The organism is Streptomyces sp. ASQP_92 (assembly GCF_025399895.1).
Taxonomy (GTDB): Bacteria; Actinomycetota; Actinomycetes; order Streptomycetales; family Streptomycetaceae; genus Streptomyces.
This window is the reverse complement of sequence record NZ_JAODUA010000001.1, coordinates 579,433-596,247: the sequence shown is the minus strand read 5'-3', so window position 1 is coordinate 596,247 and position 16,815 is coordinate 579,433. Positions and strand designations below refer to the sequence as shown.

12 protein-coding genes are annotated in these 16,815 nt (G+C 72.6%); 3 read left to right on the top strand and 9 right to left on the bottom strand.

Features of this window, described 5'->3' with window-relative positions; all coding sequences use genetic code 11:
* Positions 1 to 120 precede the first annotated feature (120 nt).
* From N4G70_RS02555 to hrcA, 7 genes are all read right to left on the bottom strand, one after another.
* Positions 121 to 1,035 carry a ribonuclease Z gene (locus tag N4G70_RS02555; protein WP_261710700.1) on the bottom strand — a complete coding sequence of 305 codons (915 nt, stop codon included), beginning with the start codon at positions 1,033 to 1,035 and terminating at the stop codon, positions 121 to 123.
* A gap of 29 nt (positions 1,036 to 1,064) precedes the next feature.
* On the bottom strand, positions 1,065 to 1,424 hold the full coding sequence (locus N4G70_RS02550; protein WP_261710699.1) for a histidine triad nucleotide-binding protein: 360 nt from the start codon (positions 1,422 to 1,424) through the stop codon (positions 1,065 to 1,067).
* Between the two features lie 91 nt (positions 1,425 to 1,515).
* A complete protein-coding gene (locus N4G70_RS02545) occupies positions 1,516 to 2,040 on the bottom strand; it encodes a hypothetical protein (protein WP_261710698.1) in 525 nt (174 codons plus the stop codon).
* A 200-nt stretch (positions 2,041 to 2,240) separates the two neighbouring features.
* Positions 2,241 to 2,984, bottom strand: a complete 744-nt coding sequence (locus N4G70_RS02540) for a 16S rRNA (uracil(1498)-N(3))-methyltransferase (protein WP_261710697.1) — start codon at positions 2,982 to 2,984, stop codon at positions 2,241 to 2,243.
* Positions 2,981 to 4,072 carry a nitronate monooxygenase gene (locus N4G70_RS02535; RefSeq protein WP_261710696.1) on the bottom strand — a complete coding sequence of 364 codons (1,092 nt, stop codon included), beginning with the start codon at positions 4,070 to 4,072 and terminating at the stop codon, positions 2,981 to 2,983. The genes N4G70_RS02540 and N4G70_RS02535 overlap by 4 nt, the downstream gene beginning before the upstream one ends.
* A gap of 254 nt (positions 4,073 to 4,326) precedes the next feature.
* Positions 4,327 to 5,466: a molecular chaperone DnaJ gene (dnaJ, locus tag N4G70_RS02530; protein WP_261710695.1), complete on the bottom strand. Its 1,140-nt coding sequence runs from the start codon at positions 5,464 to 5,466 to the stop codon at positions 4,327 to 4,329.
* Complete coding sequence (hrcA, locus tag N4G70_RS02525) at positions 5,467 to 6,486, bottom strand: heat-inducible transcriptional repressor HrcA (RefSeq protein WP_100578282.1); 1,020 nt, start codon at positions 6,484 to 6,486, stop codon at positions 5,467 to 5,469.
* Between the two features lie 154 nt (positions 6,487 to 6,640).
* Here hrcA and N4G70_RS02520 point away from each other — a divergent pair, with 154 nt between their 5' ends.
* Both N4G70_RS02520 and N4G70_RS02515 read left to right on the top strand, forming a co-directional pair.
* A complete protein-coding gene (locus N4G70_RS02520; protein WP_261710693.1) occupies positions 6,641 to 7,363 on the top strand; it encodes an MBL fold metallo-hydrolase in 723 nt (240 codons plus the stop codon).
* 182 nt (positions 7,364 to 7,545) lie between these two features.
* Entirely contained in the window at positions 7,546 to 8,370 is an 825-nt protein-coding gene (locus tag N4G70_RS02515) for a DUF3097 domain-containing protein (RefSeq protein ID WP_261710692.1), read from the top strand.
* A gap of 432 nt (positions 8,371 to 8,802) precedes the next feature.
* Here N4G70_RS02515 and hemW read toward each other — a convergent pair whose 3' ends face one another.
* Positions 8,803 to 10,035, bottom strand: a complete 1,233-nt coding sequence (hemW, locus tag N4G70_RS02510) for a radical SAM family heme chaperone HemW (RefSeq protein ID WP_261710691.1) — start codon at positions 10,033 to 10,035, stop codon at positions 8,803 to 8,805.
* Between the two features lie 89 nt (positions 10,036 to 10,124).
* Entirely contained in the window at positions 10,125 to 11,981 is a 1,857-nt protein-coding gene (locus N4G70_RS02505; RefSeq protein ID WP_261711344.1) for a SpoIIE family protein phosphatase, read from the bottom strand.
* Between the two features lie 344 nt (positions 11,982 to 12,325).
* On the opposite strand from N4G70_RS02505, the gene N4G70_RS02500 reads away from it, so the two are divergent.
* Positions 12,326 to 16,513 carry a HAMP domain-containing protein gene (locus N4G70_RS02500; protein WP_399034299.1) on the top strand — a complete coding sequence of 1,396 codons (4,188 nt, stop codon included), beginning with the start codon at positions 12,326 to 12,328 and terminating at the stop codon, positions 16,511 to 16,513.
* The last annotated feature ends 302 nt before the right edge of the window (positions 16,514 to 16,815 follow it).

Sequence of the window (16,815 nt, the reverse complement as noted above, 5' to 3'; positions counted from 1 at the left end):
AGCTTTGGGTACGTCAGGTGGGGCGGGAGCGGCCGGTCGGGCAGGAGCGGTAGAGGTGGCCGGTGTCCGGGGGCGCCAAGTATCCGGGGAGCACCAGGTATCCGGGGGCGCCAGGGTGTCTCAGGCCGGCGTGCGTTTGGGGACCGGGATCCGGACCAGGTCCGCGGCCACCGTCAGTTCGCCGGTGAATCCCGCGGCCCGGGCCTGCCGCTCGAACTCGTCGGGGTCGGAGTACCGCTGCGAGAAGTGGGTGAGTACGAGGTGGCGCACCCCGGCGTCGCGGGCCACCGCAGCCGCCTGACCTGCCGTCAGGTGGCCGTGGTCCAGGGCCAGTTGGGTGTCTCCGTCCAGGAACGTCGACTCGATGACCAGCATGTCGCAGCCCTTCGCCAGCGCGTGGACGCCGTCGCACAGGCGGGTGTCCATCACGAACGCGAACCGCTGGCCGCGCCGGATCTCGCTGACCTCGTCGAGGGTGACGCCGTTCAGCTCGCCCTCCCGCTGGAGGCGCCCCACGTCGGGGCCCTTGATGCCGCGCTCGGCGAGCAGTTCGGGCAGTATCCGCCGCCCGTCCGGCTCGACGAGTCGGTAGCCGTACGACTCGACGGGGTGCGAGAGCCGGCGGGCGTCCAGGGTGTACGCCGGTGTCGTGGCCAGCACCGCGCCGTCGCCCGCGACCGGCGCCTGGCCGAGCGGGACCGACTCGCGGTAGGCGGTGGCGTACCGCAGGCGCTCGAAGAAGTGCTCGCCGCTGAGCGGGTAGTGCGCGGTGACCGGGTGCGGGACCCGGTCGAGGTTGATCCGCTGGATCACTCCGGCCAGGCCCAGCGAGTGATCGCCGTGGAAGTGCGTGACGCAGATCCGGTTGATGTCGTGGGCCGCGACCCCGGCCCGCAGCATCTGGCGCTGGGTGCCCTCTCCGGGGTCGAAGAGGATGCCCTCGCCGTCCCAGCGCAGCAGGTAGCCGTTGTGGTTGCGGTGCCGGGTGGGAACCTGGCTGGCGGTGCCGAGGACCACCAATTCACGTACGGACACGGTGAGTTGCCTTGCTGTGCGGGCGGAGCTTATCCGGGCGGCCACTGGAGGCCGCGGCCTCCCAGGACGTGCGCGTGCGCGTGGAAGACGGTCTGGCCCGCGCCGCTGCCCGTGTTGAACACGATCCGGTACCCGGAGGCGTCGATGCCCTCCTGGGCGGCGACGTTTCCGGCCTCGCGCAGCACGTCCGCGGCGATGGCCGGTTCCGCGGCGGCGAGGGAGGCGCCGTCGGGGTGGTGGACCCGGGGGATGACCAGGACGTGGGTCGGCGCCTGGGGGTTGATGTCACGGAAGGCGACCGTGGTGTCGGTCTCCCGCACGACGGTCGCCGGGACATCGCCCGAGACGATTTTGCAGAACAGGCAGTCCGCCTGCGGCTCTCCGGCCACGATCCGGTCCTCCTTGGTCGCGTTGATCAGGTAACCGCATGCTACTCAACGCGTACGGGCGGGGGCGGGGGCCTCTTCGGGTGGGGGCGCCTCACTTGCCCTGGAAGGACTGGGTGACCGTCACGGTCACCGTCACGGTGGGGTGGCCGCCGGGGGCGGGGGTGACGCGGGTCGTGGTCGGGGCGGGCGCGGTGCAGTCGCCGAGGACGGAGGCGCGGAACACGGTCCTGTCGGCGACCTTGGCGGTCAGGTCGCCCTTCACACAGCGGCCCTCCACCTCCTGCGTGACCGTGCCCCTGACCGTGATCGGCCTGCCGTCCTTGGTCTCGCCGTCGCACGTCACGTCGGCGACGTCCTTGGTGGCGCTGCCGGCCGAAGGGGTCGCGCGGGGGCCGTTGTCGAGGTGGGCGGTGCACGTCAGCCACTTGATGTCGACGTGCTGGTGCTGGAGCGCCGCGGTCGCGACCTGGTCGGTGGTGACGGCGACGGCGGCGGAGTTGAGGCCGCCGACGGGGTCGCAGGCGGTGGTGAGCGCCAGCGCGGCGGCGGCGATGGCGGCGGCCAGGGCGGGGTGCGCCGCGCGGCGCGGGATGCGGTGTGACCTCGTGGCCCCCATGGGGGTCAGGGTGCCACCGTGTTCCCGCGCGCGGTAGACCTCTTGCGGCCATCCTGGCCCCGGGTCGAGGCGCGCCCCTCGCGCCACGCCCCCCGCTCGGCCCGGTCCGCGCCCCGGCGGACACGGGGGCTCCGCCCCGGACCCCGCTCCTCGAACGCCGGAGGGCTGAACGCGCGGCCGGGCGGAGAGGCGGGCCCGCGTCAGGACCAGCGGCCCGTTCGGGACATCAGGACCGCCGCCGCCACCGTCCCGGCCGTCGACGTGCGGAGCACGCTCGTTCCCAGGCGGTGGGGGCGGGCGCCCGCCTCGGCGAAGGCGGCGAGTTCCTCGGGGGACACGCCTCCCTCGGGGCCGACGACCAGGACGATCTCCCCGTGGGCGGGCAGCTCGGCCGTGGACAGGGCGGCCGAGGCGACTTCGGGGTCCTCGTGCAGGACCACGGCCAGGTCCGCCTCGGCCAGCAGGGCCGCGACCTGCTTGGTGGTCAGCGCCTCGCGCACCTCGGGGAAGCGGACGCGGCGCGACTGCTTGCCCGACTCGCGGGCCGTACTGCGCCATTTGGCAAGGGACTTGGCGCCGCGTTCGCCCTTCCACTGGGTGATGCAGCGCGCGGCCTGCCACGGCACGATCGCGTCCACGCCGGTCTCGGTCATCGTCTCCACGGCGACCTCGCCCCGGTCTCCCTTGGGCAGCGCCTGCACCACGGTGATCCGTACGGCGGGCTCGTCCTCGCTCGCGTACCCGGTGACGCGTACGGTCAGGCGGTCCTTGCCCTCGGCGGACACCACCACGGCGTCCGCCCGGTTCCCCGCGCCGTCGGTCAGGGTGACCCGCTCGTCGGGGCGCAGCCGTTTGACGGAGACGGCGTGGCGGCCCTCCGCGCCGTCCAGGACGAACTCGCCGCCGACGGGCACCGTGTCGACAACGAAGACCGGGGCGGTCATGACGCACTCCTCAGGTTTCTCAGGTTCCGCAGGGTCGCGGTCAACTCGGCTGCCGCGTCGTCGAGTTCGGCGGCCAGGACCTCGACGAGCCGGGCCGCCGGGAGTTCCCGGGCAAGACGGTGGCCCTGGCCCGCCCAGAGCGCCATGCCCTGCGGGTCACCGGCCTCGGCCGCGGCCTTGCGCAGGCCGAGGGTCAGCTGGTGCACCTGCGGGTAGGCGGCGGGGGCGTACGGGCCGTGCTCGCGCATGAAGCGGTTCACCAGGCCCCGCGCGGGCCGCCCGGAGAACGCCCGCGTCAGCTCCGTACGCGCGAAGAGGGGGTTGGTCAGCGCCTGCTTGTGCGGCGCGCTCGCGCCCGACTCGGGGCAGGACAGGAACGCCGTGCCCAACTGCGCCGCGTCCGCGCCCGCCGCGAGGACCGCCGCGATCTGGGCGCCGCGCATGAGTCCGCCGGCCGCGACGATCGGCAGGGGTACGGCTTCGCGTACGAGGGTGATCAGCGTGAGCAGTCCCAGTCCGGCGCCACCGGACTGCGGGTCGTCGCGGTAGGTGCCCTGGTGGCCGCCCGCCTCGACGCCCTGCACACACACCGCGTCCGCCCCGGCCCGGTGCGCGGTCTCCGCCTCCTTGGGCGTCGTCACGGTGACGATCGTGTACGTGCCGATCTTCGCGAAGGCGTCGAGCACCGTGCGCTCGGGGCAGCCGAAGGTGAACGAGACCACCGGCACCGGGTCCTCGCGCAGGATGGCCAGCTTGGCCTCGTAGTTGTCGTCGCCCCCGGAGTCGGCCTCCCCCAGCGGGGTGTCGTACCAGGTGGCCTCGCCCGCGAGCTGATGGCGGTATACCTCGACGGCGGCGGGGTCGGTGGCCGGTTCCTGGGGCATGAACAGGTTGACGCCGAAGGGCCGGCCGGTGAGCCCGCGCACCTGCTTGATCTCCTGGTACATGCCGTCGGCCGTCTTGTAACCGGCGGCCAGGAAACCGAGGCCCCCGGCCTCGGAGACGGCCGCGGCCAGCGCCGCACCGGAGGCGCCACCCGCCATGGGCGCCTGCACGATCGGATACCGGCAGAGATCGGTCAAAGCCATGTCCGCATCGTGCCACGGCGTTGCTCTCGCGCCGAATCGCCGGTTCCGGCCCCGCGCGCGTCCTCACCCGCGAGCATTCTCCCCGGCCCGGTTCCTTCCCCGCGCGGTTCCTCCCCCGGCGCGGTTCCTCCCCGCTCGGGCGGGGCGGGCGCCTGGTCGCGGTCCTGTCCCCGGGGCCCTGCTCCCGTAAGCCGACGAAAAGACGAAAAAAAGGAGGCCGCGGGGATGATCCCCGCGGCCCCCCTCCACTCGGCTCAGCGTCCGTTGAAGGCGTCCTTCAGACGGGAGAACAGACCCTGCTGACCGGGCTGGAACTGGCCCGTGGGCCGCTCCTCGCCGCGCAGCTTCGCCAACTGGCGCAGCAGATCCTCCTGTTGGGGGTCGAGCTTGCTCGGGGTCAGGACCTCGACGTGCACGATGAGGTCTCCCCGGCCGCCGCCGCGCAGATGCGTGATGCCGCGGCCGTGCAGCGGGATGGACTGGCCGGACTGGCTGCCCGGGCGGATGTCCACCTCCTCCATGCCGTCGAGCGTCTGGAGCGGCACCTTCGTGCCGAGGGACGCCGCCGTCATGGGGATGGTGACCGTGCAGTGCAGGTCGTCGCCACGGCGCTGGAACACATCGTGCGCCACCTCGTGGATCTCCACGTACAGGTCTCCGGCGGGGCCGCCGCCGGGGCCGACCTCGCCCTCGCCCGCGAGCTGGATCCGGGTGCCGTTGTCGACACCGGCCGGGATCTTCACGGTGAGGGTGCGCCGCGAGCGGATGCGGCCGTCGCCCGCGCACTCCGGGCACGGGGTGGGGACCACGGTGCCGAAGCCCTGGCACTGGGGGCACGGGCGTGAGGTCATGACCTGGCCCAGGAAGGACCGGGTGACCTGGGACACCTCGCCGCGACCGCGACACATGTCACAGGTCTGCGCGGAGGTGCCGGGGGCCGCGCCCTCGCCCGAACAGGTCGTACACACCACCGCGGTGTCGACCTGGATCTCCTTGGTGGTGCCGAAGGCCGCCTCGTTGAGGTCGATCTCCAGGCGGATCATGGCGTCCTGGCCCCGGCGGGTCCGCGAGCGCGGGCCGCGCTGCGAAGCCGTGCCGAAGAAGGCGTCCATGATGTCCGAGAAGTTGCCGAAGCCGCCCGCGCCGAAGCCGCCCGCGCCACCGCCGCCGCCCGACGACGACAGCGGATCGCCGCCGAGGTCGAAGACCTGCTTCTTCTGCGGGTCGGAGAGGACCTCGTAAGCGGCGTTGATCTCCTTGAACCGCTCCTGGGTCTTCGGGTCGGGGTTCACGTCGGGATGGAGTTCCCGCGCGAGCCTCCGGAAGGCCTTCTTGATCTCGTCCTGTGATGCGTCGCGGCGCACGCCGAGTACGGCGTAGTAGTCCGTGGCCACTTACGACTCCGCCAGGATCTGTCCGACGTAACGTGCCACTGCGCGTACCGCTCCCATCGTTCCGGGGTAATCCATGCGGGTCGGTCCGACCACGCCGAGTTTGGCGACCGCCTCGCCGCCGGAACCGTAGCCGACCGAGACGACGGACGTGGAGTTCAGGCCCTCGTGGGCGTTGTTCTCGTGCCCGATGCGTACGGTCATGCCCGATTCCTTGGCCTCGCCGAGCAGCTTGAGGAGCACGACCTGCTCCTCAAGTGCCTCCAGCACCGGCCTGATGGTCAGCGGGAAGTCGTGTCCGAAGCGGGTGAGATTGGCGGTGCCGCCGATCATCAACCGCTCCTCGGTCTCTTCGACCAGGGTTTCGAGGAGGGTGGCGAGGACCGTCGACACGGTACCCCGGTCCTCCGGTTCAAAGGACTCCGGCAGGTCCTGCACCAGTTGCGGCACGTCCGCGAAGCGGCGCCCCACCACCCGTGCGTTGAGCCGGGCCCGCAGGTCCGCGAGCGCGGCCTCGCCGAACGGCGCCGGGCAGTCGACCATCCGCTGCTCGACCCGGCCGGTGTCCGTGATCAGCACCAGCATCAGCCGGGCCGCCGCGAGTGAGAGAAGCTCCACATGCCGCACCGTGGACCGGGTCAGCGACGGGTACTGGACGACCGCCACCTGCCGGGTCAACTGAGCGAGCAGCCGCACCGTGCGGGCCACCACGTCGTCCAGGTCCACCGCGCTGTCCAGGAAGTTCTGGATGGCGCGCCGCTCCGGCGACGACAGGGGCTTGACACCCGCGAGCCGGTCGACGAACAGCCGGTATCCCTTGTCCGTCGGGATCCGGCCGGCGCTGGTGTGAGGCTGGGCGATGAAGCCCTCCTCCTCCAGGACCGCCATGTCATTGCGCACCGTCGCCGGCGAGACGCCCAGCGCATGCCGCTCCGTGAGGGCCTTGGAGCCCACCGGTTCCTCGGTGCCGACATAGTCCTGGACGATGGCGCGCAGCACCTCGAGCCTGCGTTCACTGAGCATCGCGCACACCTCCCGTTGCCGTCCGTTTGGCACTCACTGCGTTCGAGTGCCAGCAATCCCCGGCCAGTGTACGGCCGACCGGTACGCACCTAGCAAGGGCGGCCGACCACGCTACCGTGCGGCGACGTCCCGCGATTGCGGATAGCGTCGCGTCATGGACGTCCGTTGGGAAGAGTTCGGCTGGGAGCGGCTGGGTGACGGGGTCGGGCGCAGACGCCTGCCGATCTGGGACGCGACGGCCGCGCTGGTCGCCGGCGAGGACTCCCTCCTGCTGTGCGACACCGGGGCCACGCTGCGCGAGGGCGCCGAGCTGCGGGCCCAGGCCGAGGCCCTCTTCGGCCGCCGTGTGACCCACATCGCGCTCAGCCACCCGCACTTCGACCACGTCCTGGGGACGGCCGCCTTCTCCGGCGCCCAGGTGTACGGGGCGGTCGGCATCGAGCGTGCGCTGAGCCGTGAGGCGATGCGTGCCGCCGCCGTCGGCCACGGCGTGTCCGGACAGGACGCGGCCGAGGCCGCCGACGTACTGGTCCTGCCGCACCACGCGGTGTGCGGCGAGTGGACGCTGGAACTCGGCGGGCGCCAGGTGCTGCTCGCCAACGTGGGCCCCGGGCACAGCGGGCACGACCTCGCGGTCCTGGTGCCGGCGCGCGGCGACTCCCCGGAGATCGTCTTCTGCGGCGACCTCGTGGAGGAGTCGGGCGAGCCCCAGGCCGGCACGGACGCGCTCACCTCCCGCTGGCCGGCCGCCCTGGACCGGCTGCTCTCGCTGGGCGGCGAGGACGCGGTGTACGTGCCGGGGCACGGGGCGGTGGTGGACGCGGCGTTCGTACGGGCGCAGCGGGACCAACTCGCGGTGCGGTTCGGGGTGTCGTAGCGGAAGCGACTCGCGGGGGCGGTTCGAGGAGTCGTGGTGGAAGCGACTCGCGGGGCGGTTCGGGGTGTCGTGGCGGGGTACGGCCGTACCGTTCCGTCTTCTCCGTCTTCTCCGTCGTCTCCGTCGTCGCACTCTCCGGTCCGTCCGCCCCGCACGAATGATCTTTCCCGAATAATGAGGCCATGCGCAGCTACAGCCCTGATCTCACCCCGCCGTGGAAGAAGAAGCAGGCGCCCGTTCCCGAGGTGCCGGCCGAGACCGACCTCGTGGTCGAGGAGGTCTCCACGGGATTCTGCGGAGCCGTGATCCGCTGCGAGAAGACGGCCGAGGGGCCGACGGTCACCCTTGAGGACCGCTTCGGCAAACACCGGGTCTTCCCGCTCGCGCCCCGCGGGTTCCTCCTGGAGGGCAAGGTGGTCACCCTCGTACGCCCCTCCGCCTCCGCACCCGCCCCGCAGCGCCCCGCGCGCACCGCCTCGGGATCGGTGGCCGTGCCGGGGGCGCGGGCCCGGGTGGCACGGGCCGGGCGGATCTACGTCGAGGGGCGCCACGACGCGGAGCTCGTCGAGAAGGTGTGGGGGGACGACCTGCGGATCGAGGGCGTGGTCGTGGAGTACCTGGAGGGCATCGACGACCTTCCGGCGATCGTCGCCGAGTTCGCGCCCGGGCCGGACGCACGGCTCGGGGTCCTGGTCGACCACTTGGTCCCGGGCTCGAAGGAGTCCCGTATCGCGGCGTCCGTGAACCATCCGGACGTCCTGGTCGTCGGGCACCCCTACATCGACGTGTGGGAAGCGGTGAAGCCGGCGTCCGTGGGGATCGAGGGGTGGCCGGTGGTGCCGCGGGGTCAGGACTGGAAGACGGGGGTGTGCCGGGCGTTGGGGTGGGCGGAGAACACGGGGGCGGCGTGGCAGCGGATTCTGGCGGGGGTGCGGACGTATCGGGACCTGGATCCGTCTCTGCTCGGCTCCGTCGAGCACCTCATCGACTTCGTGACGGCCCCGTAGCCCCCTGGGGAGTTTCCCCACCCACCCGCCCGTGCAACGGGTTGGTTGGTTCCGGCCCCCTGGGGCTCCGCCCCAGACCCCGTATCGCGCCTGAACGGCGCTCGTCCTCAAACGCCGGACGGGCTGAAATGCCCCGATGCGGGCCAGCATCAGTACCGCTTAGGGGCGTGGGGAGCTGCGCGACCAGCCACGCACGGCCCGCAGATGAAGACGGGTTTTCTTAGGGGCGCGAGGAACTGCGCGAGAAACGACCACGGCCGCACGCCGACAGCGGGTTTAGGGGCGCGGGGAACTGCGCGACCAGCCACGCACGGCCCGCACGCCGACAGCGGGTTTAGGGGGCGCGGGGAACTGCGCAAGAGGCGGGCACGGGCCGCAGGATCGAGGGGGTCAGGGGCGCGGGGAACTGCGCAAGAGGAACCCCGGGCCGGGTCAGTCGACCAGGGCTCGGACGAGCGCGTCGGCCAGGAGCCGGCCCCGCAGGGTCAGAACCGCCCGCCCCGCCGAGAACGCGGACTCCGACAGCAACCCCTCCCCCACCGCCCCCCGCGCCGCGGAAAGCCCGGCCGGCCGCAGGATGTCGAGGGGGCACCCCTCGCGGAGGCGGAGTTCGAGGAGGATGCGCTCCACCCGGCGGTCCTCCGCGGACAGCAGCTCCCGCCCGGCCCCGGGCGAGCGCCCCGCCGCCAGCGCCGCCGCGTACGCACCGGGGTGCTTGACGTTCCACCACCGCACCCCGCCCACGTGGCTGTGCGCGCCGGGCCCCGCCCCCCACCAGTCCGCCCCGCGCCAGTACAGCTCGTTGTGGAGGCAGCGGCCCGCCTGGGTGGTGGCCCAGTTGGAGACCTCGTACCAGGAGTAGCCGGCCGCGCCGAGCACCTCGTCCGCGATGAGGTAGCGGTCCGCGTGCTCGTCGTCGTCGGTCATGGGCACCTCGCCGCGCCGGATCCGCCGGGCGAGCTGGGTGCCCTCCTCGACGATCAGGGCGTACGCGCTGATGTGGTCGGGGCCCGCGCCGACGGCCGCGGCGAGCGAGGCGCGCCAGTCCTCGTCGCTCTCGCCGGGCGTGCCGTAGATCAGGTCGAGGTTGACGTGGTCGAAGCCCGCCGCGCGGGCCTCGGCGACGCAGGCCTCCGGGCGCCCGGGGGTGTGGGTGCGGTCGAGGACCTTCAGGACGTGCTGCCGGGCGCTCTGCATGCCGAAGGAGACCCGGTTGAAGCCGCCCTCGCGCAGCTCCGCGAGGTACTCCGGGTTCACCGAATCCGGGTTGGCCTCGGTCGTCACCTCCGCGTCGTCGGCGAGGCCGAACTCCTCGCGTACCGCCGCGAGCATCCGTACCAGGTCGGACGCCGCGAGCAGGGTGGGTGTGCCGCCGCCGACGAAGACGGTCCGCACCGGGCGGGGGTCCCCGCCGAGGACCTTGCGGGCGAGGCGGATCTCCTCGACGACCATGTCCGCGTAGTTGTCGCGGGAGGCGAGGACGCCGCCCTTGCCGACCAGTTCGCTCGCCGTGTACGTGTTGAAGTCGCAGTAGCCGCAGCGCGTCGCACAGTACGGAACGTGCAGGTAGAAGCCGAGCGGCCGGTCCCCGGCGCCCTCCAGGGCATGGCGGGGCAGCGACCCGTCCTCGGGCATGGGCTCACCATCGGGCAGTACGGAAGGCATGACCCCATTGTCCGGCACGCGCGGCGCTCCCCGGGCCGGACGGGGTGAGGACCTGGCCGTACGGGTGCGGACCGGGCCCGCGGGGCGGTTCAGCCGGCCCGGAGCACGAGCAGGGCGAGGTCGTCGGCGGGCGGGGTGTCGCCGAACGCGTACACCGCCTCCTTGATCCGTTCCGCCACCTCGGCCGCGGTCAGTCCCGCGCAGCCGGCCAGCACGGTGGCGAGCCCGTCGGCGTCGTCGAACATGCGCCCTCCCGAGCGCCGCTCGGTGACCCCGTCCGTCACGCACAGCAGGGTGTCGCCCGGGTCGAGGCTGAGGCTCTCGCTCTCGTAGCGCGCGCCCTCGATGACGCCGAGCAGGATCTGCGGGGCGGCGGCCGCCCGTACCGAGCCGTCGGGCCGCAGCAGCAGGGGCAGCGGGTGGCCGGCGCTGGCCAGGGTGCAGCGCACCGGGCCTCCGTCGGCGTCCGGTACGAGCTCCCCGTACAGCAGGGAGAGGAAGCGGGCCTGGGGGCCCTCCAGCGGATCGTGCGGTCCGGGCGGCCCGGCGCGGGGAGGGGCCGGGGCGAGGCAGACCGCCGCCTCGGCGGCTTCGGTCGCGTCGTCGACGAGGAGCTGGTTGAGCCGGTGGAGCACCTCGTGGACCGCGTGCCCCTCGCGGGCGAGCAGCCGCAGCCAGGGCCGGGCGAGGCCGGTCACCACGGCGGCTTCGGGCCCGCTGCCCTGGACGTCGCCGAGCGCGAAGCACCAGCGTCCCTCGGCGCCGGGGAAGACGTCGTAGAAGTCGCCGCCGGCGAGCGCCTCGTCGCTGGGCTGGTAGATGAAGGCGCTGTCGATGCCGGGGATCACGGCGACGCGGCTCGGCAGCAGGCCGCGCTGGAGCACCCGGCTGATGGTGGCCTGCCGGGTGTACTGGCGGGCCGCTCCGATCGCGAGCGCCACCCGGCGCAGGAAGTCCTCGATCAGGCCGGTGATCTCGTCGGGGATGCGGGCCGGGCCTGCCTGGCCGAGCAGCAGCACGCCGACCTCCCGGCCGCCGGTGACGAGCCGGTACGCCAACGCCGCGCCGTCCGGGCCGAGTTCGGCCACCGAAGGCCAGGGCATCGGTACCGGTCCGCCGCGCGCGGCGGCGGACAGCCGGGGCGGTTCCTTCTCGACGGCGGCCCGCAGGGGCTCGACGGCGGCCTCCCTCGCGTGCCAGACGCGGGCGAGGCGGGGCGCGGCGAGCGGGCCGCCGGCCGCGTCGTCGAGCCAGATCGCGCACCAGTCGGCGAGCCGGGGCACCAGGAGCTGGGCGGCGAGCGTCGCCACGAGGTCCTCGTCGAACTGTCCGGCCAGCAGGTCGGAGGCCTCCGCGAGGAAGGAGAGGGCGCCGCGGTTGACCCAGTCCCGGTCATGGCGGCGGGGGGTGCGGTGGGGGGCGGGAGCGTGGGCGTCGGTGGCGCGCGCGGCGCGGTGGAGCGTTTCGCCGGGCCGGCGCGTCTCGTCGTGGTGGTCGGCGCCCTGCTCCGGCGGCTCGCCGTTCACGGTGAGCCGGGCCCAGACGGTCTTGAGGCCCGGGCGGTAGGTGATGCCCCAGCACTCGGCGAGCGCGGCCACGACATGCAGGCCGCGCCCGTGCTCGTACGCGAGGAGCTCGTCGTCCCGCACGGACCGCGGTGCGCCGCGCAGCGCGCGGGCGGGGTGGTGGTCGGAGACCTCGATGACGAGGGCGGCGGGTTCCGTGGCGTCGCCGCTCTCCAGGCGGCACAGCAGATCGACGGAGGTCCCGGCGTGCACGACCGCGTTGGTGACGAGCTCGTTGACGAGGATCCCGGCCTCGTGGACGAACTCCTCGCCGCAGTCCTGGAGTTGGGCCGGACCCCGCGGTCCCGGCTCGGCCCAGTCGGCGAGCGCGGCTCGTATGAAGCGCCGGGCCGCTCCCGGCGCGAGCGGGTTGCCGGGCAGGCTGGTGCGGGCGGTGGGGTGGGGGCTGGGAGCGGCGCCCGGGGCGGGCGGGCCCGGCTCCCCGGGAGCGGCGTGCGGCGCGGCGGGTGGGCTCGTCTCCGGGGCCGGGGCGGGAGCGGCGCAGGGCGCGGGGGCGGCGGAGTGCGGGCCCGGCTGCTCCGGCGCGGAGGGGGTCGGGGCGCAGGGGCGGTTCACGCTGTCCCGCTGGGCTGGAAAGGGTCCCACGGTGCGGCTCCTGACGGGTTCTCACAATGCGCCGCTCACGGCTTCGACAGAGTGACAGACTGAGCGGGCCCATAAGCGCCGAGTCACCGAAGTGGGCCCGCATGAACGAAGACAGTGCTATGCCGCCCGAGGGCGGCGGCTGGATCCGCGCCTGCGAACTGCGGCCGCTGCTCGCCGCGTTGACGGCGTTGCGTGACGGCGACTTCCGGGTGCGGTTGCGGGAGACCGACGAGGGGCTCCCGGCCGAGCTGGCCTCCTTGTTCAATCAAGTGGCCGCGCGCAACCAGCACTTCACCGACGAGCTGACACGGGTGCGCCGCGAGGTGGTCCGGCACGGGCGGCTCGACGAGCGGCTGGCGGCCAGCCCCGGTCAGGGCGCCTGGACCACCGGGATCGGTCATGCGAACACCCTGCTCGACGCCCTGGTGGTGCCGGCGGCCAACGCGACGCGGGTGCTGGACGCGGTGGCGGGCGGCGATCTGACCCAGCGGGTCGATCTGCACGACGGCAGCCGCCAGTTGCGCGGCGATCTGCGCCGGCTGGGCCGGGCGGTCAACACGATGGTCGACCAGTTGTCGCTGTTCACCGGCGAGGTGACGCGGGTGGCGCGCGAGGTCGGCACCGAGGGCCGGCTCGGCGGGCGCGCCAAGGCGCAGGGCCTGAGCGGGAGTTGGCGTGACGTGACGGAGGCCGTGAACACCATGGCCGCGCGTCTGACGGCCCAGGTCCGTGACATCGCGGCGGTGACCACGGCGGTCGCCCGGGGCGATCTGACGCGTACGGTGACGGTCGAGGCCACCGGTGAGCTGCTCGAACTGAAGCTGACCGTGAACACGATGGTGGACCAGCTCTCCGCCTTCGCCGACGAGGTGACCCGGGTGGCGCGTGAGGTCGGCACGGCGGGCCGGCTGGGCGGGCGGGCCCAGGTGCGGGGCGTGTCCGGGGTGTGGAAGGACCTCACCGACAACGTCAACTTCATGGCGTCCAACCTGACGTCGCAGGTACGCAACATCGCCCAGGTCACCACCGCCGTCGCCAACGGGGACCTCTCGCAGAAGATCACGGTCGACGCGCAGGGCGAGATCCTGGAGCTGAAGTCCACCATCAACACCATGGTCGACCAGCTCTCCGCCTTCGCCGACGAGGTGACCCGGGTCGCCCGCGAGGTCGGCACCGAGGGCAACCTCGGCGGGCGGGCCCAGGTGCGCGGGGTGTCCGGGGTGTGGAAGGACCTGACCGAGAACGTCAACTTCATGGCGGACAACCTGACCTCGCAGGTCCGCAACATCGCCCTGGTGTCGACGGCGGTCGCCCAGGGCGATCTCGGCAAGAAGATCACGGTGGAGGCGAAGGGCGAGATCCTGGAGCTGAAGACCACCATCAACACCATGGTCGACCAGCTCTCCGCCTTCGCCGACGAGGTGACGCGGGTGGCCCGCGAGGTCGGCACCGAAGGCAACCTGGGTGGTCAGGCGCAGGTGCGCGGGGTGTCGGGGGTGTGGAAGGACCTGACGGACAACGTCAACTTCATGGCGTCCAACCTGACCTCACAGGTGCGCAACATCGCCCAGGTCACCACCGCCGTCGCCAACGGCGATCTGTCGAAGAAGATCACGGTGGACGCCCGGGGCGAGATCCTGGAGCTGAAGGACACCGTCAACACGATGGTGGAGCAGTTGCGCGCCTTCGCCGACGAGGTGACGCGCGTGGCCCGCGAGGTCGGCACCGACGGCCGGCTCGGCGGGCGCGCCCAGGTGCTCGGGGTGTCCGGGGTGTGGAAGGACCTCACCGACAACGTCAACTACATGGCCGACAACCTGACGTCGCAGGTGCGCAACATCGCCCAGGTCGCCACGGCGGTGGCCCAGGGCGACCTGTCGAAGAAGATCGACGTGGACGCGCGCGGTGAGATCCTGGAGCTGAAGACCACCATCAACACCATGGTGGACACGCTGTCGTCGTTCTCCTCCGAGGTCACCCGGGTGGCCCGCGAGGTGGGCTCGGAGGGCCAACTCGGCGGCCAGGCACGGGTGGAGGGCGTGTACGGGACGTGGAAGCGCCTGACGACCAACGTCAACGAGCTGGCCCTGAACCTCACCACCCAGGTCCGCGCGATCGCCGAGGTCGCCTCGGCCGTCGCCCAGGGCGACATGTCGCGCTCGATCACCGTGGAGACCCGGGGCGAGGTGTCCGAGCTGAAGGACAACATCAATCTGATGGTGTCCAATCTGCGCGAGACGACCCGGGCCAAGGACTGGCTGGAGTCCAACCTGGCGCGTCTGGCGGGCCTGATGCAGGGCCACCGGGACCTGATGGAGGTCGCCGACCTGATCCTGCGCGAGCTGACGCCGCTGGTGAACGCCCAGTACGGCGCGTTCTTCCTGGCCGACCCGGACGGAGACGGCACCCCCTCGCGCACCACCAGCGCCACCAAGGGGCTCGCGTTCATCGCGGGGTACGGCTCGGCGCAGGGCGCGACCGTGGACACCACCGGCATGCCGGGGCACGGCCTGGTCCGGCAGGCGGCCCTGGAGAAGAAGCGGATCCTGCTCGAAGAGGCCCCGCCGGACTACATCAAGATCAATTCAGGGCTCGGCGAGGCGTCGCCCGCCAGCGTCGTCATCATCCCGATCCTCTTCGAGGACAAGCTGCTCGGGGTGATCGAGCTGGCGTCCTTCTCCCGCTTCTCCGATGTCCACCTGGCCTTCTTCGACCAGTTCGTGAACACGATCGGCGTCGCGATCAACACCATCATCGCCAACTCCCGCACCGAGTCACTGCTCAGCGAGTCCCAGCGCCTGGCCGTGCAGCTCCAGGAGCGCTCGGACGAACTCCAGCGCCAGCAGGCCGAGTTGAGACGCTCGAACTCCGCCCTGGAGGAGAAGGCGGCCCTGCTGGCCACCAGTTCCCAGTACAAGTCGGAGTTCCTGGCGAACATCTCGCACGAACTGCGCACCCCGCTCAACTCGCTGCTCATCCTCGCCCGGCTGCTCGCCGACAACCCGGACGCCCACCTGTCCGAGCAAGAGGTGCAGTTCGCGGCCACCATCCACCGCTCGGGCTCCGACCTCCTCCAGCTGATCAACGACATCCTCGACCTGTCGAAGATCGAGGCCGGCCGGATGGACGTACGCCCCACCAAGCTCCCGCTCATGAAGCTCCTCGACTACGTCCACGCCACCTTCCGGCCCATCACCCTCGACCGCGGCCTCGCCTTCGACGTGGCGGTGGGTGAGGACGTGCCGCGCGAGATGTACTCCGACGAGCGGCGCCTCCAGCAGATCCTGCGCAACCTGCTCTCCAACGCGATCAAGTTCACCTCGTCGGGCCGGGTGGAGCTGCGGGTCGACCGGGTCCGGGATCAGCGCGACGCGGCGGCGCCCGGCGAGGACCTGGTCGCCTTCGTGGTGCGGGACACCGGCATCGGCATCGCGCCCGAGAAGCTGCCGGTGATCTTCGAGGCGTTCCAGCAGGCGGACGGCACCACCAACCGCAAGTACGGCGGCACCGGGCTGGGCCTCTCCATCAGCCGCGAGATCGCCGGGCTGCTCGGCGGCCGCATCGTCGCCGAGAGCGAACCGGGCCGCGGCTCCACCTTCACCCTGTACGTCCCCGTCCTGCACCCCGGGAACGCCCCCGGCGAACCGCAGCCGGGCCCCGAGCCCGCCCTGGACGCCTCCGAACTGCTCTCCCGCGAGCACCTGGCGCTGCCCGACCAGGACGACGACTGGCCGGCCGGCGGCGAACTGGAGGAGTGGCGGGGCGGGCGGGCCGGTCAAGTCCTGTCCGGGCGGCGGGTGTTGATCGTCGACGACGACATCCGCAACGTGTTCGCACTCACCCATGTGCTCGGCCGGGTCGGCATGCCGGTGCTGTACGCGGAGAACGGGCGGGAGGGCATCGAGGTCCTGGAACGCGAGCCCGGCGTCGAGCTCGTCCTGATGGACATCATGATGCCGGAGATGGACGGCTACGAGACGATCGAGGCGATCCGGCGCAGTCCGCTCTGGGCCGACCTGCCGATCGTGGCTCTCACCGCGAAGGCGATGCCCGGCGACCGGGAGAAGTCCATCGCCCAGGGCGCCAACGCGTATGTGCCCAAGCCGGTGGACGTGGACCGGCTCCTGGGCGTGGTGTGCGCCCTGCTCGACCCCGACGGCGGGGCCGAGGGCGCCGGGAATGAGCGGGAGGGGAACGGCGAGAGCGGTCCGGAGGCGGCCGGGCCGGAGTCGGGTGAGGCCGACCCCGCCATCCCGGCGCAGCCGGACCGCCCCCAGAGACCGGCCACCACCCCACCGGGTGCGTGAGGCCGCGCGCCACGGGTAGCCCTGCTTGCGCAGTTCCCCCCGCCCCCAGAACCCGCGGTCATGTGCGGCCCGTGCCCGCTGCTCGCGCAGTTCCCCGCGCCCCTCAACCCTCTCGAACCTGCGGGTCGTGGTCGCTCCTCGCGCAGTTCCCCGCGCCCCTTAGCGGTACTGGTGCTGGCCCGCAGCGGGGCATTTCAGCCCGTCCGGCGATTGAGGACGAGCGCCCTTAAGGCGCGAACGGGGTCTGGGGCGGAGCCCCAGGAAACCCCGGTTCCGGCTGCGGACCGTGCTCGCTTCTCGCG